The organism is Rhizobium fabae (genome assembly GCF_003985135.1).
Taxonomy (GTDB): Bacteria; Pseudomonadota; Alphaproteobacteria; order Rhizobiales; family Rhizobiaceae; genus Rhizobium; species Rhizobium pisi.
The window spans coordinates 419479-446157 of sequence record NZ_ML133646.1 but is presented as its reverse complement, the minus strand read 5'-3'; the positions used below and the strand labels follow the sequence as shown (position 1 = coordinate 446157).

26 protein-coding genes are annotated in these 26679 nt (G+C 61.8%); 21 read left to right on the top strand and 5 right to left on the bottom strand.

Features of this window, described 5'->3' with window-relative positions; all coding sequences use genetic code 11:
* Positions 1-14 precede the first annotated feature (14 nt).
* The 8 genes from EFB14_RS05275 to lipA all read left to right on the top strand — a co-directional run bounded on the left by EFB14_RS05275 (position 15) and on the right by lipA (position 7234).
* On the top strand, positions 15-1409 hold the full coding sequence (locus EFB14_RS05275; protein ID WP_126823329.1) for a pyruvate dehydrogenase complex E1 component subunit beta: 1395 nt from the start codon (positions 15-17) through the stop codon (positions 1407-1409).
* Between the two features lie 15 nt (positions 1410-1424).
* Positions 1425-2765, top strand: a complete 1341-nt coding sequence (locus EFB14_RS05270; RefSeq protein WP_126823327.1) for a pyruvate dehydrogenase complex dihydrolipoamide acetyltransferase — start codon at positions 1425-1427, stop codon at positions 2763-2765.
* Between the two features lie 19 nt (positions 2766-2784).
* Entirely contained in the window at positions 2785-3426 is a 642-nt protein-coding gene (locus EFB14_RS05265) for an SGNH/GDSL hydrolase family protein (protein ID WP_126823325.1), read from the top strand.
* Positions 3427-3428: 2 nt separating this feature from the next.
* Positions 3429-4010, top strand: a complete 582-nt coding sequence (locus tag EFB14_RS05260) for a GNAT family N-acetyltransferase (RefSeq protein ID WP_126823324.1) — start codon at positions 3429-3431, stop codon at positions 4008-4010.
* Positions 4011-4026: 16 nt separating this feature from the next.
* Positions 4027-5475: a dihydrolipoyl dehydrogenase gene (lpdA, locus tag EFB14_RS05255; RefSeq protein WP_125844769.1), complete on the top strand. Its 1449-nt coding sequence runs from the start codon at positions 4027-4029 to the stop codon at positions 5473-5475.
* A 117-nt stretch (positions 5476-5592) separates the two neighbouring features.
* Positions 5593-5847 carry a GlsB/YeaQ/YmgE family stress response membrane protein gene (locus EFB14_RS05250; protein WP_085737168.1) on the top strand — a complete coding sequence of 85 codons (255 nt, stop codon included), beginning with the start codon at positions 5593-5595 and terminating at the stop codon, positions 5845-5847.
* A gap of 25 nt (positions 5848-5872) precedes the next feature.
* Positions 5873-6121 (top strand): GlsB/YeaQ/YmgE family stress response membrane protein, encoded by a 249-nt coding sequence (locus EFB14_RS05245; RefSeq protein ID WP_126823322.1) that lies wholly within the window; start codon positions 5873-5875, stop codon positions 6119-6121.
* 141 nt (positions 6122-6262) lie between these two features.
* Positions 6263-7234, top strand: a complete 972-nt coding sequence (gene lipA / locus EFB14_RS05240) for a lipoyl synthase (RefSeq protein ID WP_126823320.1) — start codon at positions 6263-6265, stop codon at positions 7232-7234.
* A gap of 40 nt (positions 7235-7274) precedes the next feature.
* Here lipA and EFB14_RS05235 read toward each other — a convergent pair whose 3' ends face one another.
* The gene (locus EFB14_RS05235) at positions 7275-7937 is read right to left on the bottom strand and encodes a class I SAM-dependent methyltransferase (protein ID WP_245438204.1); all 663 of its coding nucleotides are present in this window, start codon (positions 7935-7937) and stop codon (positions 7275-7277) included.
* A 368-nt stretch (positions 7938-8305) separates the two neighbouring features.
* Here EFB14_RS05235 and EFB14_RS05230 point away from each other — a divergent pair, with 368 nt between their 5' ends.
* Both EFB14_RS05230 and EFB14_RS05225 read left to right on the top strand, forming a co-directional pair.
* A complete protein-coding gene (locus EFB14_RS05230; protein WP_126823318.1) occupies positions 8306-8899 on the top strand; it encodes a P-loop NTPase family protein in 594 nt (197 codons plus the stop codon).
* Positions 8900-8908: 9 nt separating this feature from the next.
* Positions 8909-9361 (top strand): type II toxin-antitoxin system RatA family toxin, encoded by a 453-nt coding sequence (locus EFB14_RS05225; protein WP_126823316.1) that lies wholly within the window; start codon positions 8909-8911, stop codon positions 9359-9361.
* A gap of 10 nt (positions 9362-9371) precedes the next feature.
* Here EFB14_RS05225 and EFB14_RS05220 read toward each other — a convergent pair whose 3' ends face one another.
* Positions 9372-9869, bottom strand: a complete 498-nt coding sequence (locus EFB14_RS05220) for a CinA family protein (protein WP_183604822.1) — start codon at positions 9867-9869, stop codon at positions 9372-9374.
* A complete protein-coding gene (locus tag EFB14_RS05215; protein ID WP_126823314.1) occupies positions 9866-11083 on the bottom strand; it encodes a bifunctional 2-C-methyl-D-erythritol 4-phosphate cytidylyltransferase/2-C-methyl-D-erythritol 2,4-cyclodiphosphate synthase in 1218 nt (405 codons plus the stop codon). The genes EFB14_RS05220 and EFB14_RS05215 overlap by 4 nt, the downstream gene beginning before the upstream one ends.
* A gap of 142 nt (positions 11084-11225) precedes the next feature.
* On the opposite strand from EFB14_RS05215, the gene dusB reads away from it, so the two are divergent.
* The 8 genes from dusB to hflX all read left to right on the top strand — a co-directional run bounded on the left by dusB (position 11226) and on the right by hflX (position 21347).
* Positions 11226-12245, top strand: a complete 1020-nt coding sequence (gene dusB / locus EFB14_RS05210; protein WP_126823312.1) for a tRNA dihydrouridine synthase DusB — start codon at positions 11226-11228, stop codon at positions 12243-12245.
* Positions 12242-13396 (top strand): two-component system sensor histidine kinase NtrB, encoded by a 1155-nt coding sequence (locus EFB14_RS05205; RefSeq protein WP_126823310.1) that lies wholly within the window; start codon positions 12242-12244, stop codon positions 13394-13396. Before dusB ends, EFB14_RS05205 begins: the two co-directional genes overlap by 4 nt.
* Positions 13393-14844, top strand: a complete 1452-nt coding sequence (gene ntrC, locus EFB14_RS05200) for a nitrogen regulation protein NR(I) (RefSeq protein ID WP_126823308.1) — start codon at positions 13393-13395, stop codon at positions 14842-14844. Before EFB14_RS05205 ends, ntrC begins: the two co-directional genes overlap by 4 nt.
* 193 nt (positions 14845-15037) lie before the next feature.
* Positions 15038-17308, top strand: a complete 2271-nt coding sequence (locus tag EFB14_RS05195) for a sensor histidine kinase NtrY-like (RefSeq protein WP_126823306.1) — start codon at positions 15038-15040, stop codon at positions 17306-17308.
* The gene (gene ntrX / locus EFB14_RS05190) at positions 17298-18662 is read left to right on the top strand and encodes a nitrogen assimilation response regulator NtrX (RefSeq protein WP_125844744.1); all 1365 of its coding nucleotides are present in this window, start codon (positions 17298-17300) and stop codon (positions 18660-18662) included. The genes EFB14_RS05195 and ntrX overlap by 11 nt, the downstream gene beginning before the upstream one ends.
* 64 nt (positions 18663-18726) lie before the next feature.
* Positions 18727-19590, top strand: coding sequence for a D-amino-acid transaminase (locus EFB14_RS05185; RefSeq protein WP_126823304.1), 864 nt, complete (start codon positions 18727-18729; stop codon positions 19588-19590).
* A gap of 111 nt (positions 19591-19701) precedes the next feature.
* Positions 19702-19944, top strand: a complete 243-nt coding sequence (gene hfq / locus EFB14_RS05180; protein WP_003539403.1) for an RNA chaperone Hfq — start codon at positions 19702-19704, stop codon at positions 19942-19944.
* Positions 19945-20021: 77 nt separating this feature from the next.
* Complete coding sequence (hflX, locus tag EFB14_RS05175) at positions 20022-21347, top strand: GTPase HflX (protein WP_126823302.1); 1326 nt, start codon at positions 20022-20024, stop codon at positions 21345-21347.
* 195 nt (positions 21348-21542) lie between these two features.
* On the opposite strand, the gene mazG is transcribed toward hflX, so the two are convergent.
* Both mazG and EFB14_RS05165 read right to left on the bottom strand, forming a co-directional pair.
* Positions 21543-22382: a nucleoside triphosphate pyrophosphohydrolase gene (gene mazG / locus EFB14_RS05170; protein WP_126823300.1), complete on the bottom strand. Its 840-nt coding sequence runs from the start codon at positions 22380-22382 to the stop codon at positions 21543-21545.
* Between the two features lie 6 nt (positions 22383-22388).
* The gene (locus EFB14_RS05165) at positions 22389-22976 is read right to left on the bottom strand and encodes a deaminase (RefSeq protein WP_126823298.1); all 588 of its coding nucleotides are present in this window, start codon (positions 22974-22976) and stop codon (positions 22389-22391) included.
* A 266-nt stretch (positions 22977-23242) separates the two neighbouring features.
* Here EFB14_RS05165 and cysG point away from each other — a divergent pair, with 266 nt between their 5' ends.
* The 3 genes from cysG to EFB14_RS05150 are packed head-to-tail and all read left to right on the top strand — an operon-like array spanning position 23243 to position 26675.
* The gene (cysG, locus tag EFB14_RS05160; protein ID WP_126823549.1) at positions 23243-24679 is read left to right on the top strand and encodes a siroheme synthase CysG; all 1437 of its coding nucleotides are present in this window, start codon (positions 23243-23245) and stop codon (positions 24677-24679) included.
* Positions 24680-24681: 2 nt separating this feature from the next.
* Positions 24682-24996 carry a DUF2849 domain-containing protein gene (locus EFB14_RS05155; protein ID WP_126823296.1) on the top strand — a complete coding sequence of 105 codons (315 nt, stop codon included), beginning with the start codon at positions 24682-24684 and terminating at the stop codon, positions 24994-24996.
* Positions 24997-25004: 8 nt separating this feature from the next.
* Entirely contained in the window at positions 25005-26675 is a 1671-nt protein-coding gene (locus tag EFB14_RS05150) for a nitrite/sulfite reductase (RefSeq protein WP_126823294.1), read from the top strand.
* Positions 26676-26679 lie beyond the last annotated feature (4 nt).

Here is a 26679-nt window from a genome sequence, read left to right as displayed (position 1 = left end):
CGGGGAGGGAACCCATGCCTATCGATATCCTCATGCCCGCCCTCTCTCCGACGATGGAAGAAGGCACGCTGTCCAAATGGCTGAAACAGGAAGGTGACAAGGTCGTTTCCGGCGACGTGATCGCCGAAATCGAAACCGACAAGGCGACGATGGAAGTCGAAGCCGTCGACGAAGGCGTCATCGGCAAGCTGCTGGTCAACGCCGGCACCGAAGGCGTCAAGGTCAACACCAAGATCGCCGTGCTGCTGCAGGACGGCGAGTCGGCCGATGCGATTTCCGCCGCTCCGGCTGCCTCGCAGCCGGCTCCGGCCGCCGCGGCACCCATTGCCCAGGAAGAGAAGCCGACGGCAGCGTCGGCTTCCGCCCCGGTCCCGGCCGAGCCGAAGGCATTTGTGCCGAACGATCCGGAAATTCCTGCCGGTACGGAAATGGTGTCAATGACGGTGCGCGAAGCGCTCCGCGATGCCATGGCCGAAGAAATGCGCGCCGATGACAATGTCTTCGTCATGGGCGAGGAAGTTGCCGAATATCAGGGCGCCTACAAGGTCACCCAGGGTCTTCTGCAGGAATTCGGCGCTCGCCGCGTTATCGACACGCCAATTACCGAACACGGCTTTGCCGGCGTCGGCGTAGGCGCCGCAATGGCCGGCCTTCGCCCGATCGTCGAATTCATGACTTTCAACTTCGCCATGCAGGCGATCGACCACATCATCAACTCGGCCGCCAAGACGCTCTATATGTCCGGCGGCCAGATGGGCGCTCCGATCGTCTTCCGCGGCCCGAACGGTGCGGCGGCTCGCGTCGGCGCCCAGCACAGCCAGGACTATGCTGCCTGGTACAGCGCGATCCCCGGCCTGAAGGTCGTCATGCCCTATACGGCTTCCGACGCCAAGGGCCTGCTGAAGGCCGCGATCCGGGATCCGAACCCGGTCATCTTCCTCGAAAACGAAATTCTCTACGGCCAGCACTTCGACGTGCCGAAGCTCGACAATTTCGTCCTGCCGATCGGCAAGGCGCGCATCCATCGTCCGGGCAAGGACGTTACCGTGGTCTCCTTCGGCATCGGCATGACTTATGCGACGAAGGCGGTCGCCGAACTCGAAAAGCTCGGCATCGACGTCGAACTGATCGACCTTCGCACCATCCGCCCGATGGATCTGCCGACCGTTATCGAATCGGTGAAGAAGACCGGCCGTCTCGTCACCGTTGAGGAAGGTTATCCGCAGTCGTCGGTCGGCACCGAAATCGCCACCCGCGTCATGCAGCAGGCCTTCGACTATCTCGATGCGCCGATCCTGACGATCGCCGGCAAGGACGTGCCGATGCCTTACGCTGCAAACCTAGAAAAGCTGGCGCTTCCGAACGTCCGCGAAGTCGTCGATGCGGTGAAGGCCGTTTGCTACAAATAAGGGGAGGGTATTTCGATGCCGATCAATATCACGATGCCCGCCCTCTCTCCGACCATGGAAGAAGGCAATCTTTCCAAATGGCTGGTCAAGGAAGGCGACACGGTCAAGTCAGGCGATGTGATCGCCGAGATCGAGACCGACAAGGCGACGATGGAAGTCGAAGCCGTCGATGAAGGCACGGTCGCCAAGCTCGTCGTGCCGGCCGGGACCGAAGGCGTCAAGGTCAATGCGCTGATCGCGGTTCTGGCTGCCGACGGCGAGGATGTCGCTGCCGCCGCAAGCGGCGCCGGTTCGGCTGCTCCGAAGGCCGAAGCCGCACCTGCTCCGAAGGCCGATGCCGCGCCAGCCCAGTCCGCACCGGCTCCGGCCGCTGCACCGGCAACCGCAGCGGTTTCGGTTGACGGCAACCGCTCCTTCTCCTCGCCGCTCGCGCGTCGTCTGGCCAAGGAAGCCGGTATCGATCTGTCGGCCGTTGCCGGCTCCGGTCCGCACGGCCGCGTCGTCAAGAGCGACATCGAAGCCGCCGTCGCCGGTGGCGGCGCCAAGGCTGCTGCTGCGCCCGCACCCGCCGCAGCCCCGCAGGCCGCCGCAGCTCCGGCCGCTGCTGCACCGAAGGGCGCCTCCGAAGAGGCCGTGCTCAAGCTTTTCGAGCCGGGTTCCTACGAACTCGTGCCGCATGACGGCATGCGCAAGACGATTGCCAGGCGCCTGGTCGAATCCAAACAGACGATCCCGCATTTCTACGTCAGCGTCGATTGCGAACTCGATGCGCTTATGGCGCTCCGTGCCCAGCTGAACGATGCGGCGCCGCGCAAGGACAATGCCCCGGCCTACAAGCTCTCGGTCAATGACATGGTCATCAAGGCCATGGCGCTGGCGCTGCGCGATGTTCCGGATGCCAACGTGTCCTGGACCGACAACAACATGGTCAAGCACAAGTACGCCGATGTCGGCGTCGCGGTCTCGATCCCGGGCGGCCTGATCACGCCGATCATCCGTAAGGCCGAGCAAAAGACGCTGTCGGCGATCTCCAACGAGATGCGCGATCTCGGCAAGCGGGCCAAGGACCGCAAGCTGAAGCCCGAGGAATATCAGGGTGGCACGAGTTCGGTCTCGAACATGGGCATGATGGGCGTGAAGAACTTCGCAGCTGTCGTCAACCCGCCGCATGCGACGATCCTCGCGGTCGGCGCCGGCGAACAGCGGGTCGTCGTCAAGAAGGGCGAAATGGCAATCGCCACCGTCATGACCGTCACGCTCTCGACCGATCATCGCTGCGTCGACGGCGCGCTCGGCGCCGAGCTGCTCCAGGCTTTCAAGGGCTACATCGAGAACCCGATGGGCATGCTCGTCTGATAGCGAAACGGAGGCGGAAATGACCAAGACCGTTCTTTGCTATGGTGACTCGCTGACCTGGGGTTATGACGCCGAGACGATCGGCCGTCATGACTATGAGAACCGCTGGCCGAGCGTGCTTCAGGCCGCGCTCGGCAGTGAAGCGCGCGTCATTGCCGAAGGCCTGAATGGCCGAACGACCGCCTTCGATGACCATCTCGCCGATTGCGACCGTAACGGAGCGCGCGTCCTGCCAACGATCCTGCAGACGCACGCACCGCTCGATCTCGTCATTCTTCTTCTCGGCACCAACGACATGAAGCCGGTTGTCGCCGGTTCGGCCTTTGCCGCATGCCAGGGGATCGGCCGGCTCGTGCGGCTGATCCGCAATCATGCCTGGCCCTTCGAATTCGATGGGCCGGATATCCTGATCGTGGCGCCGCCGGCAATCTGCGCGACGGCCAATGTGCCCTTCGCGGCTTCTTTCCCGGGAGGCATAGAGGAATCGGCAAAGCTTGCAACGCTTTACCGTGATCTTGCCGACGAACTCGGTTGTGGCTTCTTCGACGGCAATTCCGTCGCCAAGACCACGCCGCTCGATGGCATTCACCTCGATGCCGAGAATACGCGTGCGCTCGGGCGGGGGCTGGAGTCGATCGTGCGGATGATGCTGGGGATTTAAGCATGACCTCCTTCATCGCCCTCCGGCAGGCCTCACGACGGGATGCCTCGGAGCTGGCGATTTTGGCGGATATCGCATCGCACGGCTTCGCCTCCTGGCTCTGGTTCGCCGATATGGCGAACGGCGTGAGCGACACGCCGCTCGAGCGGGGCAGGCTGAAGATGAGCGAGGAGGAGGCTGTCGGCGGCTGGAGGGATGCCGTCGTCGCCGAGGCCTATGGCGAGGTCGCAGGTGTGGCGATCGGCCATGAGTTGGATGAAGGCATACGCGATATCGAGGCGACAGTCCCGGCGACCGGGCCGATGCTGGCCTTGCAGAAGACGGTTGTGGGAAGCTGGTTCATCGGCAGTCTCGGCGTCTACAGCCACCTGCGCGGCATCGGCATCGGACGCAGGCTGCTGGACGATCAGATTGAAAGAGCGGATCGGCGGCCCGTCAGTCTGATCACCGCAAGCGATAACGAAGCGGCTTTGTCGCTTTATGGAAGAAACGGATTCTTGGAGGCTGCGCGCGCCGATGCCGTGCCGCTCTTCGAAAACAGCAAAAAACACGCGTGGGTGCTCATGACCCGCAGCGCAGCGTAACAAAGGCAGGAAACACATGGCTGAATCCTACGACGTCATCATCATCGGCTCCGGCCCCGGCGGCTATGTCGCCGCCATTCGCGCCAGCCAGCTCGGCCTCAAGACCGCGATCGTCGAGCGCGAACATATGGGCGGCATCTGCCTGAACTGGGGCTGCATACCCACAAAGGCGTTGTTGCGTTCGGCCGAAGTCCTCGACCATGCAAATCACTTCAAGGATTACGGCCTCGTTCTCGAAGGCACGGTCAAGCCGGATGCCAAGGCCGTCGTCGCTCGCTCGCGCGGCGTGTCCGCCCGTCTCAACGCCGGCGTCGGCTTCCTGATGAAGAAGAACAAGATCGACATCATCTGGGGTGAGGCAAAGATCACCAAGCCCGGCGAGATCGTCGTCGGCAAGTCGTCGAAGCCTGTTGTCGAGCCGCAGCATCCGCTGCCGAAGAACGTCAAGAGCAGCGAGGGCACCTATACCGCCAAGCACATCATCATCGCGACCGGCGCCCGTCCGCGCGCGCTGCCGGGCATCGAGCCTGATGGCAAGCTGATCTGGACCTATTTCGAGGCGCTGAAGCCGGATGTATTGCCGAAGTCTCTGATCGTCATGGGCTCGGGCGCGATCGGCATCGAATTTGCAAGCTTCTATCGCTCGATGGGCGTCGACGTCACTGTCGTCGAAGTCATGCCGACCATCATGCCGGTCGAGGATGCCGAAATCACCGCCATCGCCCGCAAGCAGCTTGAAAAGCGCGGCCTCAAGATCTTCACGAGCGCCAAGGTCTCGAAGGTCGAGAAGGGCGCTAATAGCATCACCGCGCATGTCGAGACTTCAGACGGCAAGGTGCAGCAGATCACCGCCGACCGGTTGATTTCGGCTGTCGGCGTTCAAGGCAACATCGAGAACCTCGGCCTTGAGGCGCTCGGCATCAAGACCGATCGCGGCTGCGTGGTTGCCGACGGTTACGGCAAGACCAATGTTGCGGGCATCTACGCGATCGGCGATGTCGCCGGCCCGCCGATGCTGGCGCACAAGGCGGAGCATGAAGGTGTCGTCTGCGTCGAGAAGATCGCCGGCCTTCCGAATGTCCATCCGACCGATAAGGGCAAGGTTCCGGGCTGCACCTACTGCAATCCGCAGGTCGCCTCCGTCGGCTTGACGGAAGCCAAGGCCAAGGAGCAGGGCCGCGACATCCGCGTCGGTCGCTTCTCCTTCGCGGCCAACGGCAAGGCGATCGCGCTCGGTGAAGACCAGGGTATGGTCAAGGTGATCTTCGACAAGAAGACCGGCGAGTTGCTTGGTGCCCACATGGTCGGCGCCGAAGTCACCGAGCTCATCCAGGGATTCGTCGTCGCGATGAATCTCGAGACGACCGAGGAAGAACTGATGCACACGATTTTCCCGCATCCGACCGTATCCGAAACGATGAAGGAAGCGGTTCTCGATGCCTATGGCCGCGTGCTGAACGCTTGATAATTTCCAAGGCCGCCCTTTATCCCGGGGTGGCAAAGCCATCCCCTGGGTGGCCAGAGCCATCCCCGGATGACCTAAGTCATCTCGCGGGGGTGGAAAAAACGAAAGGAAATCATCATGTCTATGGAGACGCAGGCGTTGCTGGTATTTTTGCTGATTGGTTTGGTCGCGGGCTTCCTCGCAAGTCTGGTCGTCGGTGGCGGCGGGCTGATAAGGTGTCTGCTGAGCGGCATCATCGGCGCCTTCGTCGGCGGCTATCTGTTCAGTGCGCTCGGCATCTCGCTGGGCATTGAAAACGCGTTGGTCGTGCAGATCATCCACGCCACCGTCGGCGCCATCGTTGTGGTGCTGATTGCAAGGGCGGTCGCCTGAGGCGCAACTGAGGGGTAAAGCAGGAATGGAACGCGTCGGCTGGATTTCGGCAATCATCATCGGCGGACTTGCGGGCTGGCTCGCCGGCAAACTGATGGAAGCGCGATACGGGATTTTCCTGAACATCGTGCTCGGCATCGTCGGTTCGGTCGTCGCCAGCGCCGTCCTCGCGCAGTTTCATGTCGAGGTGGTCGGCGGACGGCTCGGTTATTTCGTGACGGGTTTTCTCGGCGCCTGCTTGTTGATATTCCTTGCGCGGCTGGTGCGGCGCTAATGCATGTCGTCCGAACGTGCGCAGCGTTTTGGGATAACGACTGCATGCATCAAAGAATTAAAGCGTGTCGCATGGATGCGGTTTGACGCGATGCGCTTTAGATGGTTTGCCGCATAGGGGCGGCGGAAGGCTGATACTGCAATGGTGACTATCCTCGACACGATCAATCCCGACGCCAAGCGTGTGCGCCATCCCGAGAAGGCGCATCGCCCGGACACGGAAGTCATGCGCAAGCCGGATTGGATCCGCGTCAAGGCGCCGACGTCGAAGGGGTATGCCGAGACGCGCGCGATCGTGAAGGAGCATAAGCTCGTCACCGTCTGCGAGGAGGCCGGCTGCCCGAATATCGGCGAGTGCTGGGACAAGAAGCACGCAACCTTCATGATTATGGGCGAGATCTGCACCCGCGCCTGCGCCTTCTGCAACGTCTCAACCGGCAAGCCGAATGCGCTCGATATGGCGGAGCCCGAGAATGTCGCCAAGGCCGTCAGGGAAATGGGTCTCAGCCACGTCGTCATCACCTCGGTCGACCGCGACGATCTGGAAGACGGCGGCGCCGAACACTTCGAAAAGGTGATCTGGGCGATCCGCGCCGCTTCACCGCTGACGACCATCGAAATCCTGACGCCCGACTTCCTGAAGAAGCCCGGTGCGCTGGAGCGCGTCGTCGCCGCCAAGCCCGACGTCTTCAACCACAACATGGAAACGGTTGCTGGCAACTATCTGACGGTTCGCCCTGGCGCCCGTTATTTCCATTCCATCCGTCTGCTGCAGCGGGTGAAGGAACTCGACCCGACCATGTTCACCAAATCGGGCATCATGGTCGGCCTCGGCGAAGAGCGGAATGAGGTTCTCCAACTGATGGACGACCTACGGACCGCCGACGTCGACTTCCTGACGATCGGCCAGTATCTGCAGCCGACCCGCAAGCACCATAAGGTCGAAAGCTTCGTCACGCCCGACGAATTCAAGTCTTACGAGACGGTCGCCTACAGCAAGGGCTTCCTGATGGTGGCCTCCAGCCCGCTGACCCGCTCCTCCCACCATGCCGGCGATGACTTCGCCCGGCTTAAGGCCGCACGCGAAAAGAAGCTGCTGATCGCCGCCGAATAGCCACACTCAATTTTTCAAGGAACCGAGGCGATTTGTTCGCTCAGGGCCGGCGTATCGCCCATTGCAGCGCGGGATAGCTGCCGATCATCTCGAACGCGCCAGCGCCGACTGCTTCGCGAACGGCGATCGCTACGCCGCTATGGGGATGATCGACGGCGTCATGCCAATCGTCACCGGCGACGATGCCGCCCGATTTTACCTTACGCCTCAACACTTTGAGTTCCTCGGCCGTGCCTTCATAGGAGTGCGAAGAATCCAGATAGACCCAGTCGAGATGGTCGTCGGGAAGCTGCTCAAGGAAAGACACTGAATAGTCGACATGGACCGACACGCTTGCGCCTTGCGCAGACCTTTTAATACGCTGCGAGGCTACATTGTGGGCGCGGCTCGTCGATAGCCGGCCATTGGCGGTATAGATGCCCCAGTCAGGGTAGCGATTTCCGAAAATCAACCACCAAGGATCGACGAAATAGGCGGATTTCGGTTTAGCCTGGTTCAGCAGAATGGTCGAGAATAGTCCGGTGAACACACCGAACTCGGCGCCGACACCACCTTTAGGGAACAAATCACACAGGAACTGTCTGCTCTTCAGGCGGTGGTCAGAGAAAAATTCAGCCCGTAGAAATTTCCAGTCTAGCTGTATGCTCCCGGCTGAAAGTATATCTTGTGCATTTCTGATAAAATGCTCTGTGAGGAAGCTCATTTGCGCCAATACTCGTTATTTTCCGGCAATGTATAGGTTGTTATTTGTGATGCAACAAGAAATATTATTAGATAAGTGCGGGATATATATAATTATAATATGTCAGAAATATTGATTTTCGATAGCGTGTAAAGAGTATCGTCTGGGCGCTCACTTTATTTCCATTGTCGCCATGACGCGGGGGCAACAACCTTGGGATATCTGATACGGCATGTTGCGCGGCCAGCTTCGTCTGACTCGGGGGAGCAATCTCAAGAGCGTTCGCTACCGTCATCATCAGGTCACGCGAAGCAGCTAGCCAACTCGCCGCTTTTGGCGCTTAGGAGCATGCACGGAAAGTGCGCGCACGGGCGCGAGGGAGTTGCACGATGGACTTGAGAGCAGAGCTGCCGCTGCGTCAGCAGATCACCGATCTGGAACGGGCTGCGGAGCATATCCGCAGAGCTCGCCGCATTCTCGTCGTGGGCTGCTCGGGCGGCGGCAAATCCACTCTGTCGCTGAAGATCGCCGCGCGCTTCGGGCTTTCCTATTTTTCGCTCGATCGCGATGTTCGCTGGCTTCCCGGCTGGATGCAGCGCGACAGGGTCGAGCAGAGAGCTATTATCGCCAGCCGAATCCTCGAAGATCGTTGGATCATGGACGGCACCAATCCCTCGACTTTCGACATTCGGCTGCCGCGTACCGAGGTCGTCGTCTGGGTACGCATGCCGCGGCTTCTCTGCGTCTGGGGCGCGATCAGCCGATGGATGAAATTCCTCGGCCGCACCCGGCCGGAAATGGCGCCGGGCTGCATCGAGAAGGTCGATTGGGAATTCCTCCGCTTCATTTGGACCTTCGAAAAGAAATTCGCGCCGCGCATCGTTGCCGGCATCGCCGAGCATGGCCCTGATGTGCCCGTCCTCCAGCTAAAATCCCGCCGCCAGATGCGTGAGCTTCTTGATCTTCTCGGCCGGCCCGCTTAATTGCCGCCTATGCCGCAATTCGAAACACACCGTCCTGTCCCGCACACGCCCGACCAGATGTTCGACCTCGTTGCCGATGTCGAGCGCTATCCGGAATTTCTGCCGCTCTGTGAAGCGCTGGCCATCAAGAGCCGTAGGGAGCGCGACGGCAAGATCCTGCTCATCGCCGACATGACGGTCGGCTACAAGGCGATCCGCGAGACCTTCACGACACAGGTGCTGCTGAACCGGGCCGAGCGTGTCATCGAGGTCAAATATATCGATGGTCCGTTCAAATATCTCGACAATCGCTGGCACTTCGCCGAGGCGCCGGGCGGCGGCTGCACCGTCGATTTCTTCATCGACTACGAGTTCAAGAGCCGTATCCTGGGCGCATTGATGGGCACGATGTTCGATCGCGCCTTCCGCATGTTCACCGAGGCCTTCGAGACGCGCGCAGGCAAAATTTATGCGGCGGCCTGACGGAGCGCCGTCAGCGAAGCGAAACTATCATCTCCAGCGCCGTCCTGACTGTTGCCAGCCGAATTTCGCTGCGGCCAATATCGCCGTAGAGCATTTTCCGGAGAACGAGTGCGCCGGTGCGCGATTTGGCGGCGAGATGGACGAGACCGACGGGTTTTTCAGCCGATCCGCCACCGGGGCCGGCAATGCCGGTGACGGCGACGGCGATGTCGGCGCGCGAGCGGAAGAGGGCGCCGTGCACCATCTGCCGCGCGGTTTCCTCGGAGACCGCTCCGAAACGCGAAAGCGTTGCCTCCTGCACGCCGAGCATCTCCATCTTCGCCGTATTCGTATAGGTGACGAAGCCGCGGTCGACGACGGCTGACGAACCCGATATCTCAGTCAGCGCGCCGGCGATCAGTCCGCCGGTGCAGGATTCGGCTGTGGAGAGCATCAGCCCGGCAGCGGTGAAGTCGCGGATGATCGCCTCTGCAGCCGAAATGATATCCTGCGGAAAAAGGCTCATCATTTCCTCCCGCGATAAACGACGGTCGCAGTCGCAATCGCCGCGATACCCTCGCGCCGGCCGACGAAGCCGATCGTCTCGTTGGTCGTCGCCTTGACCGAGCAGCGCTCGATATCGATTCCGAGATAATCCGCCAATTTCGCCCGCATGGCGTCGCGATGCGGACCGATCTTCGGCGCCTCGGCGATCAGCGAGACATCGGCATTCATGATCGTGCCGCCCCGCTCGCGCACGATCCGGGCCGCGTGTTCGATGAAGATCTTCGAGGCCGCTCCCTTCCATTGCGGGTCGGAGGGCGGGAAGTGATCGCCGATATCGCCGGCGCCGCAGGTGGCGAGCAGCGCGTCCGTCAGCGCATGCAGCGCGACATCGGCATCCGAGTGCCCCTTGAGCTTCTGGTCGTGTGGAATGAACACGCCACAGAGGGTGACGCCGTCGCCCGCCACGAGCTGGTGCACGTCGTAGCCGTTGCCGGTACGCACGTCGGGAAGCAGCGATGCCGACAGCTTGTCGTCGGCCTTGGCGATATCGCTCCTGACCGTCAGCTTGACGTTATCGGGCGTGCCCTCGACGATCGTTACCGGGATGCCGAGCCATTCGGCGATCGAAGCGTCGTCGGTGAAATCGCTTCGTCCGCTGGCAGCTGCCTTCTCATGCGCGTCGAGGATCGTTTCGAAGGCGAAGGATTGCGGCGTCTGTGCCGCGTAGAGGCTTTCGCGCGAGACTGTCGCCAGCACCGTGCCGGCGCTGTCGGTGCGTTTCAGTGTATCGGTCACTGGCATGGCCGGGAGAACGGCCGGCGCGCCGGCGCCGAGGCTCTCGGCGATGCGGTCGAGAAGCACATGATCGAAAAAGGGTCGCACGGCATCGTGTATCAGCACATGGCTGACGTGCTTGTCCTGGAGATATTTGAGGCCGGCAAGCACGGATTGCTGCCTGGTGGCGCCGCCATGCACCGTTTCGATCGGCGTTGCCGAGATGATATGGCGCAGCGCCCTAGCAAACAGCGCCTCGTCATCGGGGTGGATGACGACGACGATCTGCGTCGCCAGTTCCCATGTCATGAAGTTTTCAAGCGTATGGACGATAACCGGCTTGCCGCCGATCATGCGATATTGCTTGGGGCCTTCCTTGGAGGACCCTGCGCGCTCGCCGCGGCCGGCGGCGACGATAACAATTCCGGCCGATATCGGTTGCTTGGAAGGCATTTGCAGCATAAATCCCTAAAAATATCCGAAATTGACCCGAGTGCTCTAACGTCTTGCTTTGGCGTTTTCCAGCATCTGCCCGAAAAATATCGATTTCGATCCTAGCCCCCTTGGCAAGCTACAGAACAATGGCTAAAAATAATGCAGTTCCATGGTGTGCCTGAAAGATAATCAATTGATTTCCAAGGACCTCGCAGCGCCTTTCCGAATCGGACCCGTGTCCGTGCGGAACCGCGTAGTGCTGGCGCCGATGTCCGGCGTCACGGACATGCCCTTCCGCGAGCTTGCATGGCGCTTCGGCGCGGGCCTCGTCGTCACCGAAATGGTGGCGAGCCGCGAACTGGTCAACGACACAGCCGAATCCTGGTCGCGGCTGCGGGCTGCGGGCTTTCGGCCGCATATGGTGCAACTTGCAGGGCGCGAGGCGCGTTGGATGGCCGAAGCAGCGAAGATCGCTGCCGATCACGGCGCCGATATCATCGACATCAACATGGGTTGCCCTGCAAAGAAGGTAATCGGCGGTTATTCCGGCTCGGCGCTGATGCGCGATCCCGATCACGCACTCGGCCTCATCGAGGCGACGGTCAAGGCCGTCGATATCCCCGTGACGCTGAAGATGCGTCTCGGCTGGGACGAAAATACCATCAATGCGCCTGATATCGCGCGCCGCGCCGAAGCGGCCGGCATCCAGCTCGTGACCATCCATGGGCGTACCCGTATGCAATTCTACGAAGGTCGCGCCGATTGGCATGCGATCCGCGCCGTTCGTGACGTGATCTCCATTCCGCTGATCGCCAACGGCGATGTCGAGAGCGCAGACGATGCACAGGAAATATTGCGCCGCTCCGGCGCCGATGCCGTCATGATCGGCAGGGGCTGCCAGGGCAGGCCGTGGCATGCCGGCGTCATTGCGGGCGGCGCCGAGCCGCCGCCGTACGAGATAGCCGACATCGCCGTCGAACATTACGGGATGATGCTGGAGTTCTACGGCGAGGCGGTGGCGATCCGCCATGCCCGCAAACATCTCGGCTGGTATCTGGAGCGTTTCGCCCCGGCGCTTGCAGGCAGTGAAAAAGCAGCGATCATGACCTCGCGTGATCCGCGCGAGGTGGCCGCCCGTCTCTACGATGCGCTGGCGGAAAATGCTCTCGATGGCCGGGAGGCGGCATGACGAAGGATATGACATCTCCGCCCGATCACGCCGGCGGAACCGTCGCCATGGCCGTGCTGAACGCCATCCAGAACCCTGTCGTCATGGTCGACGAATCCGGCTTTGTCGCCTTCGCCAATTGGGAGGCGGAAGCCTTTTTCGGCGCAAGCGCCTCGCACCTGGCGCGTTACCGGATCTCGACCTTCATTCCCTTCGGCAGCCCGCTGCTCGCCCTGATCGATCAGGTGCGTGAGCGCAAGGCACCCGTCAACGAATATCGCGTCGACCTGAGCTCGCCTCGTCTCGGCCAGGACAAGCTCGTCGATCTCTACGTCGCCCCGGTGCTCAGCGAGCCCGGCGCCGTCGTCATCGTCTTTCAGGAACGCTCGATGGCCGACAAGATCGACCGGCAGCTGACGCATCGCGCCGCCGCTCGCTCGGTGACCGGTCTCGCTTCCATGCTGGCCCATGAGATCAAGAACCCGCTCTCCGGCATCCGTGGTGCTGCCCAGCTGCTCGAGCAATCCGTGATCGACGATGATCGGGCGCTGACGCGGCTGATCTGCGACGAGACCGACCGCATCGTCTCGCTGGTCGATCGCATGGAAGTCTTTTCCGACGAACGCCCTGTCGATCGCATGCCGGTCAATATCCATTCCGTGCTCGATCACGTGAAGGCCGTCGCCAAGGCGGGTTTTGCCCGCAACATTCGCATCACCGAGAGTTACGACCCGTCGCTGCCGGCCGTCTATGCCAATCGCGATCAGCTCGTTCAGGTCTTCCTCAATCTGGTGAAGAACGCCGCCGAAGCGGTCGGCGACCGGCCGGACGGCGAGATCGTGCTGACGACGGCCTATCGGCCCGGCATTCGCCTTTCGGTCGCCGGCACGCGCGAAAAGATTTCGCTGCCGCTGGAATTCTGCGTTCACGACAACGGCCCGGGCGTTCCCACCGATCTGCTGCCGCACCTCTTCGATCCCTTCATCACCACCAAGACGAACGGCAGCGGCCTCGGCTTGGCGCTGGTCGCCAAGATTATCGGCGATCACGGCGGCATCATCGAATGCGACAGCCAGAACAGCCGCACGACATTCCGCGTTCTCATGCCGGCATCGAAGGATGCCTCGCTGGAAGACGCCTCTACCGTAAGCTCGACAGGACCTTCTCGATGACAGCTACGATCCTCGTTGCAGATGATGATGCGGCCATTCGGACCGTGCTCAACCAGGCTTTGAGCCGCGCCGGCTATGACGTTCGCATCACCTCCAACGCCGCAACCCTCTGGCGCTGGATTTCGGCGGGCGAGGGCGATCTTGTTGTCACCGATGTGGTGATGCCGGATGAGAACGCCTTCGATCTGCTGCCGCGCATAAAGAAGGCGCGCCCCGACCTGCCGGTTCTCGTCATGAGCGCGCAGAACACCTTCATGACCGCCATCAAGGCGTCGGAGAAGGGCGCCTACGACTATCTGCCGAAACCCTTCGACCTCACCGAGCTGATCGGCATCATCGGCCGTGCGCTCGCCGAGCCGAAGCGCAAGCCGGCCAAGCTCGAAGAGGATATGCAGGACGGCATGCCGCTCGTCGGTCGCTCGGCGGCCATGCAGGAAATCTACCGTGTGCTCGCCCGGCTGATGCAGACGGACCTGACGCTGATGATCACCGGCGAATCCGGCACCGGCAAGGAACTCGTCGCCCGCGCCCTGCATGATTACGGCAAGCGCCGCAACGGCCCGTTCGTCGCGATCAACATGGCCGCGATCCCGCGCGACCTCATCGAATCTGAGCTCTTCGGCCACGAGAAAGGCGCCTTCACCGGCGCGCAGACCCGCTCGACCGGCCGCTTCGAACAGGCCGAAGGCGGCACGCTGTTCCTCGACGAGATCGGCGACATGCCGATGGATGCCCAGACCCGGCTTCTGCGCGTCCTGCAGCAGGGCGAATACACCACCGTCGGCGGCCGCACACCGATCCGCACGGACGTGCGCATCGTTGCCGCCACCAACAAGGATCTGAAGCAGGCGATCAATCAGGGCCTCTTCCGCGAGGATCTCTATTACCGCCTCAACGTCGTGCCACTGCGCCTGCCGCCGCTGCGCGATCGCGCCGAGGATATTCCCGATCTTGTGCGCCATTTCATCCAGCAGGCCGAAAAGGAAGGCCTCGGTTCCAAGCGCTTCGATCAGGAAGCCCTGGAACTGATGAAGGCCTATGCCTGGCCGGGCAACGTCCGCGAGCTGGAAAACCTCATCCGCCGTCTGATGGCGCTCTATCCGCAAGACGTCATCACCCGCGAGATCATCGATGCCGAGCTGCGCTCCGACGTGCCCGACAGCCCGATCGACAAGGGGCCGATCCGCAACGGCTCGATGACGATCGCGCAAGCCGTCGAAGAGAATATGCGCAGCTATTTCTCAAGCTTCGGCGAAAATCTGCCGCCCCCCGGCCTGTACGACCGAGTGCTGACGGAAATGGAATATCCGCTGATCCTCGCCGCCCTGACGGCAACGCGCGGCAATCAGATCAAGGCCGCCGATCTCCTCGGTCTCAACCGCAACACCCTGCGCAAGAAGATCCGGGAACTTGGCGTTTCGGTCTACAGGAGCTCACGCACAGCCTGAGCGACGGGCTCCTCCGGCTTGACAATGTGACCGAGTGCGTTGCATTTTCGCCACAATGCGTTGCTTAAAGGTCACGCTAGGGTTTTGGACATTTCGCTCCCGATCGAGTCGTTGCTGCGCTGGCTTCTTGAGCCGGCGTTGCTTGGTTTCAATCGGAGGCGAGGGCGGCAGGTGCCGCCTGAAGAGAGGCCGAATGACGCAGGATGGGGTATCGCCGGCGACGGCGGGCGAGGCGGTGACGACGGTGACCGACCGTCGTGCCCTTTTTGCCGTGCCTGGCCTCGTGCTCGCCGGCGGCGCGCTTCTCTGTGCCACGATCACGCTTTTCGTGCTGCTCGGCCTGACGCCGATCGCGCCGAACTCGCATGTCGTCATTACTTCGGTGATCGTCAATTCCTTCTTCGTCCTGACGCTGATTGCCCTGATCGGCCGCGAGGTCGCAAGGCTGCTCAAGGCGCGCACCCGCGGCCGCGCGGCAGCACGCCTGCATATCCGCATCGTCGTGCTCTTCTCGATCGTCGCGATCACGCCGGCGATCCTTGTCGCCATCTTCGCCAGTATCACGCTGAATGCCGGCCTCGACCGCTGGTTTGCCTTGCGCACCCAGTCGATCGTCAGTTCGTCGCGCAATATCGGCCAAGCCTATATGATGGAGAATGCCAGCTACCTGCAGGGACAGACGGTCTCCATGGCCAACGACCTGGAGCGTAACCGCGCCCTCTACAGCCTCGACAGAACAGGTTTCGCCGAACTGATGACGCGTCAGGCGAGGGGACGCGGCCTGCTCGGCGCCTTCCTCGTCGAGCGCGACGGATCGGTGATCGTTCAGGCCGACATCTCCACCGAAAAGCCGTTGCCGGCCATTCCGCAGGATGCGCTGGAAAAGGCTGCCGCCGGCCAGCCGACGCTCATTCCGCCCGGCGTCACCAACCTCGTCGGCGCCATCATCAAGCTCGACGCTATCCAGGGGACGTTCCTCTATACCGTGCGCGCCGTCGATCCCAAGGTCATGGGCGCCATGCGCATGATGGAGGAGAACGCCACCGAATACCGTTCGATGGAGGCCAACCGCTTCTCGCTGCAGATCGCCTTCGCCGTGCTCTACATCGGCTTCGCGCTAATCGTGCTTCTGGCGGCAATCTGGACGGCGATTGCGGTCGCCGACCGCATCGTCCGGCCGATCCGCCTATTGATCACGGCGGCCGACAGCGTTGCATCAGGCAATATGGACATCGTCGTGCCGGTGCATGCCGTTGATGGTGACGTTGCCAATCTCTCGCGCACCTTCAACAAGATGATCTCGGAAATCCGCACCCAGCGCGACGAGATCCTCGAAGCCAAGGACGAAGTCGACGACCGCCGCCGCTTCATCGAAGCGGTGCTGTCGGGCGTCACCGCCGCGGTCATCGGTGTGGAGCAGGACCGCCGCATTGCCATCGTCAACAGTTCGGCCGAGACGCTGATGACGATGTCGGCCGACGACATGCTCGGCAAGCAGCTGGCCGATATCGCGCCGGAGGTCGATCAGGTGCTGACCGAAGCGGCGCAGCGCCATCGCGGCGATTTCCGCAAGCAGATCGCGCTCGTGCGCGGCGGCACGGTCAGGACGCTGAGCGTGCAGGTCACCCGCGAGGAAGTGCGGGATATGAGCGAATCCTACGTGATCACGCTCGACGACATCACCGACCTCGTCATTGCCCAGCGCTCGACTGCCTGGGGCGATGTGGCAAGGCGCATCGCCCATGAGATCAAGAACCCGCTGACGCCGATCCAGCTTTCCGCCGAGCGCATCCAGCGCCGCTACGGCAAGCAGATCGACCAGGGCGATCGGGCCGTCTTCGACCAGTGCACGGATACCATCATCCGCCAGGTCGGCGATATCGGCCGCATGGTCGACGAATTCTCCGCTTTCGCCCGCATGCCGAAGCCGACCAAGGAGCCGAGCGACCTGCGCGACATCCTGCGCGACGCGATCTTCCTGCGGGAGATGGGCAACCATCACGTCACCTTTGAGCAGGATTTCGGCGACCAGCCGTTGGATGGACTGTTCGACAGCCGCATGCTCGGCCAGGCCTTCGGCAATCTCATCAAGAATGCCGTGGAATCTCTGGAAGCTGTTCCGAGCGATGAACGGGACGAGCGCAAGGTTCTCGTGCGCGCAGCACTCGATACCAGCCGCGACCGCTTCACCGTTGACGTGATCGACAACGGCCGCGGCCTGCCGGTGGAGAACCGTCACAGCATCCTGGAACCTTATATGACGATGCGCGAGAAGGGCACCGGCCTCGGCCTCGCCATCGTCAAGAAGATCATCGAGGAACATGGCGGGCAGCTCGAGCTGCACGATGCGCCCGCCGATTTTGACCGGGGAAGAGGGGCCATGATCCGCGTGCATCTGCCACGCCGGGATCCGACGCCTGCCACTCCCGCAGCCAATGACAAGGAAAGCGTTTATGGCCTCTGATATTCTCGTCGTCGATGACGAGCACGATATTCGCGAGATCGTTTCCGGCATTCTCTCGGACGAGGGCCATGAGACGCGCACGGCCCATGACAGCGACAGTGCGCTGGCGGCGATTTCCGACCGCGTGCCGCGGCTGATCTTCCTCGACATCTGGATGCAGGGCAGCAAGCTCGACGGTCTGTCGCTGCTCGACGAGATCAAGACCCGCCATCCTGATTTGCCCGTCGTGATGATATCAGGCCATGGCAACATCGAGACCGCCGTCTCGGCGATCAAGCGCGGCGCCTTCGATTTCATCGAGAAGCCCTTCAAGGCCGACCGGCTGATCTTGATCGCCGAGCGTGCACTGGAGAATTCCAAGCTGAAGCGGGAGGTGTCCGAGCTGAAACGGCGCACCGGCGACGCCTTGGAACTGATCGGCACCTCGGTCGCCGTTTCGCAGCTGCGGCAGACGATCGAGAAGGTAGCGCCGACCAACAGCCGCATCATGATCCTCGGCGCATCCGGCTCCGGCAAGGAACTCGTGGCGCGGATGATCCACAAGAAATCGGCTCGCGCCAACGGCCCCTTCGTCGCGCTGAACGCCGCCAACATCACGCCCGACCGGATGGAAGTGGCTCTTTTCGGAACCGAGGGCACGCCCGGCCAGGCACGCAAGATCGGCGCGCTCGAGGAAGCCCATCGTGGTATTCTTTATCTCGACGAGGTTGGCGAGATGCCGCGCGAAACGCAGAACAAGATCCTGCGCGTGCTCGTCGATCAGCAGTTCGAACGCGTCGGCGGCTCCAAGCGCGTCAAGGTCGATGTCCGCATCATTTCGTCGACCGCCTACAATCTCGAAAGCCGCATCGCCGAAGGCTGGTTCCGCGAGGATCTCTATCATCGCCTCGCCGTCGTGCCGGTGCGTGTGCCCGCACTTGCCGAGCGGCGCGAGGACATTCCCTTCCTGGTCGACCAGTTGATGCGCCAGATCTCCGAGCAGGCCGGCATCCGTCCGCGCCGCATCGGCGACGACGCCATGGCCGTGCTGCAGGCGCATGATTGGCCGGGCAATCTCCGCCAGCTGCGCAACAATATCGAGCGGCTGATGATCCTGGCCCGCACCGATGGGCCGGATGCGCCGATCACCGCCGACATGCTGCCGACCGACCTCGGCGACATGCTGCCGAAGGTTTCCGCCAAGAACGACTATCACATCATGACGCTGCCATTGCGCGAAGCCCGCGAGATGTTCGAGAAGGACTATCTGATCGCCCAGATCAACCGCTTCGGCGGCAACATCTCGCGCACCGCGGAATTCGTCGGCATGGAGCGTTCGGCGTTGCACCGCAAACTGAAGTCGCTCGGCGTCTGATTATGCCAGGCGCGGCCGAAGCCGCGCCACATCCCTTATTGCTTCCCGGAAAACCAGGTTACCCATGCCGAGAATTGCCTATGTGAACGGCCGCTACGTCAAGCATTCCGATGCGAGCGTGCATATCGAGGATCGTGGCTACCAATTTGCCGATGGCGTCTACGAGGTCTGCGAGGTGCGCCACGGCTATATCGTCGACCTCACGCGCCATCTGAACCGTCTCGACCGTTCGCTGAGCGAATTGCGCATCGCCTGGCCGATGGGCCGGGCGGCGCTGACGCAGGTCATTCGCGAGACGCTGCGCCGCAACCATGTCCGCAACGGGCTGTTTTATATGCAGGTGACGCGCGGCGTCGCCCGGCGCGATCATGTTTTTCCGGCCGAGGGAACGTCGCCTTCCCTGGTGATAACAGCCAAGAGCACCGACCCGAAGATCATCGCGGCCAAGAATGCCAACGGCATCAGGGCGATCACCGTCGCCGACAACCGCTGGGACCGTGTCGACATCAAATCCGTCGGCCTGCTGCCGAACGCCATGGCCCGTCAGCAGGCCAAGGAAGCCGGCGCCCAGGAGGCGATCTATGTCGATGGCGACGGCATGGTGAAGGAAGGGGCGGCGACCAATGTCTGGATGGTAGATTCGGATGGAACGCTGGTGACGCGCCCGGCCGAACACGGCATCCTGCGCGGTATTACCCGCACCACATTGATGGATGTCGGCGCCAAGCTCGGCTTGAAGATCACGGAGCGGAACTTCTCCGTTTCCGAGATGCTCGCGGCCCGCGAAGTCTTCCTCACTGCAGCAACAAGCATTTGTTTTCCGGTCGTTTCCGTCGATGGCCAGCCTATCGCCAACGGTCATCCGGGCAGCGTCTCGCAGAAAGTCCGCGAAGCCTTTTTCGACGTTGCGGAAAAGATTGCGATTTGATACCAAGATTTGCTGGACGGGTGGAATGAGGGTGCCGCCGGTCTTGCATGGTGAGGTTGATTGATATTCTACCGGCCAGATCAGGTCGGCAATAAAGAAAGAAGCGGCGCGATGGCGGAACGTTCTCAGAATCTGCAGGACTTATTTCTCAATACTGTTCGCAAGCAAAAGATTTCCCTGACAATCTTTCTGATCAACGGCGTGAAACTCACGGGTGTTGTTACGTCTTTTGACAATTTCTGTGTTCTTCTTCGCCGTGACGGCCATTCGCAGCTCGTGTATAAACATGCGATCTCGACGATCATGCCGGGCCAGCCCATGCAGATGTTCGAGAGCGAAGAAGCCGCGTCCTAACAGGATCAGCCGTCATTTCGACACGCAATACCAAGAACGATTCGATCATCCCTGAGGCCGCCAAGCACAGGGATGACATGCGCGCGACCGTCGTCGTGCCTGTTCTGAAATCCCGCAGTCGCGGTGGCCAGACCGAATCGGCCTCCACCCGCACCCCGGAAAGCCGGCTTGAAGAAGCGACGGGCCTTGCCCAGGCAATCGACCTCGACGTCGTCAACGGCCAGATCGTACCGGTCAATGATCCAAGGCCGGCGACGCTGCTCGGCACCGGCAAGATCGAGGAGATCAAGGCGCTGCTGAACGAGCGCGACTCCGGTCTCGTCATTGTCGACCATCCGCTGACGCCGGTGCAGCAGCGCAATCTCGAAAAGGAATGGAACGCCAAGGTCATCGACCGGACGGGCCTCATCCTCGAAATCTTCGGCCGCCGCGCCTCCACCAAGGAAGGCACGCTACAGGTCGATCTCGCCCACCTGAATTATCAAAAGGGCCGCCTGGTCCGAAGCTGGACCCACCTTGAGCGTCAGCGCGGCGGTGGTGGCTTCATGGGCGGCCCCGGCGAAACCCAGATCGAAGCCGACCGGCGGCTGTTGCAGGACCGCATCATCAAGCTCGAACGCGAGTTGGAGCAGGTCGTGCGAACCCGCCAGCTCCACCGCGCCAAGCGCCGGAAGGTGCCGCACCCGATCGTGGCGCTGGTCGGTTATACCAATGCCGGTAAGTCGACGCTGTTTAACCGCATCACTGGCGCCGGCGTGCTGGCCGAAGACATGCTCTTTGCGACGCTCGACCCGACGCTTCGGCGCATGAAGCTGCCGCACGGCCGCACCGTCATCCTGTCCGACACCGTCGGCTTCATCTCCGACCTGCCGACCCATCTCGTCGCCGCCTTCCGTGCGACACTGGAAGAGGTGCTGGAAGCCGATCTCATCCTGCATGTCCGCGACATGTCCGACCCCGACAACCAGGCGCAGAGCTCCGACGTGATGCAGATCCTGGGCGATCTCGGCATCGACGAGGCCGAAGCCGGCAAGCGGCTCATCGAGGTCTGGAACAAGATCGACCGGCTGGAGCCGGAGGTCCACGACGCCATGGTGCAGAAAGCCGCCGGTGCCGGGAACGTGGTCGCGGTTTCCGCCGTCAGCGGCGAGGGCGTCGATACGCTTATGGAAGAGATCAGCCGCAGACTGTCAGGCGTGATGACCGAGACGACGATCCGCCTTCCTGTCGACAAGCTGGCGCTGCTGCCATGGCTTTACGACCACGCCATCGTCGACGGCCGCGAGGATAATGAGGACGGCTCGATTACGCTCGATCTGCGCCTATCCGAAACCGAAGCGACCGAACTCGAGCGCCGCATCGGCAATGGCCCGAAATCTTCAAAGGAAGATTGGGAACGGTAAGCGGGGTTTCTTGCTCCCTCTTCTCCCCAGCGGGGAGAAGGTGGAAGGGTCGGATGAGGGGCCCGCACGGTGCAACCTTCATGTTGCCCTTCGCTTACGCTCAGCGCATTCGCGGCTTTGCCGCTCACCCCCTCATCTGCCTGCCGGCATCTTCTCCCCGCGGGGAGAAGGGAGATGTGGCAACGCTGTGCTCACTCAGCCAGCTGTCACAGCCCGCTCGATCGCTTTTGCCGCCTGCCAAATTTCCTCCATCCGCTCGAGCGTTGCATTCTCCAGCGTCTCGCCTTCCGCTTCAAGAACATGCTCTATATGGCTGAAGCGACGACGGAATTTCGTATTAGTGCCACGTAGTGCTTGCTCCGGATCGGCCTTCACATGCCGCCCGATATTGACGACGGCGAAGATCAGGTCGCCGAGTTCGTCGCTGACCTTTGCCCGGTCGCCTTCCTTTAGCGCTGCCCGCAATTCGCCGATCTCCTCCTCGATCTTGTCGAGGATCGGTTCCGGTGCCGACCAGTCGAAGCCGACCTTGGCGGCGCGTTCCTGCAGCTTCAGCGCTTCCGTCAAAGCCGGGAAGCTGCGCTGCACGGAGCCGAGGAATCCGCTCTTGAAATCCTCGGTGATGCCGCGCATTGACCGCCGCTCGGCGCGTTCGCGTTTCTCCGCCTGCTTGATCTCGTCCCACTGCCTCTTCACCGCGTCAGGCGTATCGGCCTCCGAACGGTCAAAGACATGCGGGTGGCGGCGGATCATCTTGGTGGTGATGGCGTTCACCACGTCGCCGAAGGAAAATTCGCCGGCTTCCTCGGCCATGCGCGCGTGAAAGACGACCTGCAGCAGCAGGTCGCCCAACTCATCGCAGAGGTCGTCCATATCCCCGCGTTCGATCGCGTCGGATACCTCATAGGCCTCCTCGATCGTATAGGGCTTGATCGTTTGGAAGTTCTGCTCGATGTCCCAGGGGCAACCGGTTTCGGGATGGCGAAGGGCTGCCATGATCTCGATCAGCCGCGAAATGTTTTTGGAAGGTTCCATGTTGCCTCAGTTGAGCGGAATGTCGTTGGCGCTCTTCGACGACTGGTAGGTGGTGGACAGCGCGTCGTAGCGCGCCTTGATGCGGGCGGTTTGTGCCTTGAGGGTGGTTTTCAGCGCAGCCTCTTCAGTTTCGACGAGGTCGGCGATGGCAGAGCTGTTCCAGAAGGCGTTCTGCCTGCGGTAGCCGCCGGGTTCAAGCCCGAAGACTTCCTTCAGGATCTTCAGATCGTGCGGAATGGCGAAGGCATCCCGGGAATCCTCATGACTGAAGAAATAGTAGAAATTGTCGAAGCCCGCCCAGGTGATCGCCGACATGCACATGGTGCAGGGTTCGTGCGTCGAAAGGAAGATCAGATCCTTGGTCGGCGGCTTCTCGCCGAGCTCGTAGAAGCGTTTGAGCGTGTGCACCTCGCCATGCCAGAGCGGATTTTCCAGCTCGTTGTTGGTCTCGGCAATGACGAGCGAAAGATCGGATTTCCGCAGGATCGCCGCGCCGAACACCTTGTTGCCAAGCGAAACACCACGCTCCGTCAAAGGCAGGATGTCGTCTTCGATGACCGAAAGCAGGCGGGGGGCGATGGTCTTGTCGGGCATGAGACTCTCCGGTTTTCGCCAGTCTATCGCCTGGATGGCGGGAGTGAAATGCGCGAATCGCCGGTGGACGCCGTTTGTCACAGGCTTTATACTGCACCGCAACAAAAAGAGTGGGGTAGGACGGTTTCCGTCAGTACGGTTGACTTTTCTCAAATCGTTGATCGGACGAGCAAAAGAATACGCGCTTGCTCGGGCTTTCGAATTTCTGTTCCTTCAATCCCTTGTCGATCACGGGCATATTCTGGCAACTTCGAAGTGGATTGATGATGCCTCCCAAGACTGAACAGCTCTCGGTATTTCCCGCCTTCTTTCGCGTGGAAGGCCAGAAGACGGCTGTCTTCGGCAATGGCGATGAAGCCTTTGCCAAGGTGCGGCTGTTGCTGAACACTCGGGCGCAGATCGTCGCTTATGCCGATCGGCCGGAAGCCGATTATCATTCCTTCCTGATCGCCAACCGCATTGAAACCGTGCGCTCTGCCTTTTCCGCCGACCAAGTCGAGGGATCTGCGCTGGTCTTTGCAGCAACCGGCAATGAAGCTGACGACCGCAGCATTGTCGATGCCGCCCGTGCCGCGAGAATTCCGGCCAATGCCGTCGATCAGCCCGATTACTGCGATTTCTTCACGCCGGCGCTGGTCAACCGTGCGCCCGTCGCCGTCGCGATCGGCACCGAAGGGGCTGGGCCGGTTCTGGCGCAGATGATCCGTGCGCAGATCGACCAGCTTCTTTCGCCCTCGCTCGGCCGGCTCGCCGGGCTTGCAACGAGCTATCGTAAAGCCGTCGAACAGCTCGTGCCGCGAGGCGTTTCCCGCCGCGTCTTCTGGCGCCGGTTCTTCTCCGGCCCTGTTGCCGATGCGGTCGCCAACGGCAACCTGCCGCAGGCTCGCCATGCCGCCGATGGGCTGTTGCGGGCGATGGACAGGGTCGCCGGTCACGTCTGGCTGGTCGGCGCCGGTCCGGGTGCTGAGGACCTGCTGACACTGCGGGCCCAGCGCGTGATGATGGAAGCCGACGTCATCGTCTATGACGCCCTCGTGCCGCAGGCGATCGTCGATATGGGCCGCCGGGATGTCGAGCGGCTTTCGGTCGGCAAGCGCAAGGGCTGCCATTCGAAGTCTCAGGAAGAGATCAACGACCTGCTGGTCGATCTCGGCCGCCAGGGTAAACGCGTCGTTCGTCTGAAATCGGGCGATCCCTTGGTCTATGGCCGGGCAGGGGAAGAGATGGCGGCGCTGCGCGCTGCCGGCATCACCTATGAGGTCGTGCCGGGCATCACCTCGGCTTTCGCCGCCGCTGCCGATTTCGAGCTGCCGCTGACGCTGCGCGGCGTTGCCTCCTCGCTGGTCTTCACGACCGGCCATGATCTCACAGGCGACGTGCTGCCCGATTGGGCAAGCCTTGCCGTGTCTGGCGCAACGATTGCCGTCTATATGGGCCGCACGGTTGCCGCCTCCGTTGCCGAGCGTCTGATGCAGGCGGGCATTCCTTCCGAGACCACCGTCGCCGTCATCGAAAATGCCAGCCGCGCTGAGCGCCGCTTGCTGCATGGCACGCTCGCCGATCTGCCTGATCTGCAGCACCGCGACGAGTTGACGGGACCTGTCATGGTCATTATCGGCGATGCGGTCGCCGGTGCCAATTTCGAACTGTCCGAGCCGCTGGTGCGCGCGAACGCCCGGCTCGAGGAACTTGCAAGGAGCTGAATATGGTAGACAAGGTTCTGACCGCCAACCGGCTGACAGACGGCATTGCCGTATGGCTGGATGCGAACGGGAAGTGGTCCACCTCGCTGCAGGAGGCGCTCGTTGCCCGCCACAATGAAGCCGTTGCGGCGCTGGAAGCTATCGGCAAGAAATCCTATGCCGACAACGAGGTCGTTGACGTGGCCGTCGTCGAAGTCCAGGAAACCAACGGTATTCTCTGGCCGTTTCGCCTTCGCGAGCGCATCCGCGCACAAGGTCCGACCATGGAATACGCCCCGGGCTACGCTCCCGCCGATCCCGAATTTATTGCAGTCTGAGGAAGACGATGTACCGTTACGACGAATTTGACCATGCCTTTGTCAGCGAGCGCGTCGAGCAGTTTCGCGATCAGGTGCAGCGCCGCCTTTCCGGCGAGCTCGCCGAGGACGCGTTCAAGCCGCTGCGCCTGATGAACGGCGTCTACCTGCAGCTCCACGCCTATATGCTGCGCATCGCCATTCCCTATGGCACGCTGAGCTCACGCCAGCTGCGCATGCTCGCCCATATCGCCCGCACCTACGACCGCGGTTATGGCCATTTTACCACGCGCCAGAACCTGCAGTTCAACTGGCCGAAACTGTCGGACATTCCCGATGCGCTCGCCGACCTTGCGAGCGTCGAGATGCATGCGCTGCAGACGTCGGGCAACTGCATCAGAAACGTCACGGCCGATCACTTCGCCGGCGCTGCCGCCGACGAGATTGCCGATCCGCGTCCCTATGCCGAAATTCTGCGTCAGTGGTCGTCGGTCCATCCGGAATTCTCCTTCCTGCCGCGCAAGTTCAAGATCGCGGTCACCGGCGCCGAGCGCGACCGCGCCGCGATCCAGGTCCACGATATCGGCCTGCACCTGAAGAAGAACGACAAGGGCGAGATCGGTTTTGCCGTCTATGTCGGCGGCGGCCAGGGCCGTACGCCGATGATCGCCAAGCTGATCCGCGATTTCCTGCCCGAGGAAGACCTGCTCTCCTACACGACAGCGGTCATGCGCGTGTACAATCTGCACGGCCGCCGCGACAACAAGTACAAGGCTCGCATCAAGATCCTCGTACACGAAACGGGTGCTGAGGAACTGGCGCGCCAAGTGGAAGTCGAATTCGCCGCGCTGAAGGATACGGAACTCAAGCTGCCGGAAAAGGATGTCGAGACGATCGCTGCCTATTTTGCACCGCCGGCTCTGCCGGAGCGCGCCGAAGGCTGGGAAAACCTCGCCCGCTGGAAGAAAGCCGATCCCGAGTTCGCCCGCTGGGTTCAGCAGAACGTGCAGCCGCACAAGAACCCGGATTACGGCATGGTGACGATCTCGCTGAAGCCGATCGGCGGCATTCCGGGTGATGCCTCCGACTCGCAGATGGATGCGATCGCCGATCTCGCTGAGGAATACGCTTTCGACGAAATCCGCGTCAGCCATGAGCAGAACCTGATCTTGCCGCATGTGGCGCTTGCCGATCTCGAAGCCGTCTATCGCGGCCTCGTCGCTATCAATCTGGCCGAAGCCAATGCCGGTCTCATCACCGATATCATTGCCTGTCCTGGGCTGGACTACTGCGCGCTCGCCAATGCGCGCTCCATTCCGCTGGCACAGGAAATCTCCCGCCGCTTCGGCAATGCCGATCGCCAGGCCGAAATCGGTGAGCTGAAGATCAAGATCTCCGGCTGCATCAATGCCTGCGGCCATCACCATGTCGGCCATATCGGCCTGCTCGGTGTGGAGAAGAAGGGCGCCGAACTCTACCAGATCACGCTCGGCGGCTCCGGCGACGAACATACCTCGATTGGCGAAATCATCGGCCGCGGCTTCGAGCCGGACCGGGTGACGGACGCGATCGAGACGATCGTCGACACCTATCTCGGCCTGCGCCTGGATCATTCCGAAACCTTCCTCGCCGCCTATCGCCGCGTCGGACCGCAGCCTTTCAAGACCGCGCTCTACGGCTCGGCCGCAGAAGCGGCATAAGGAG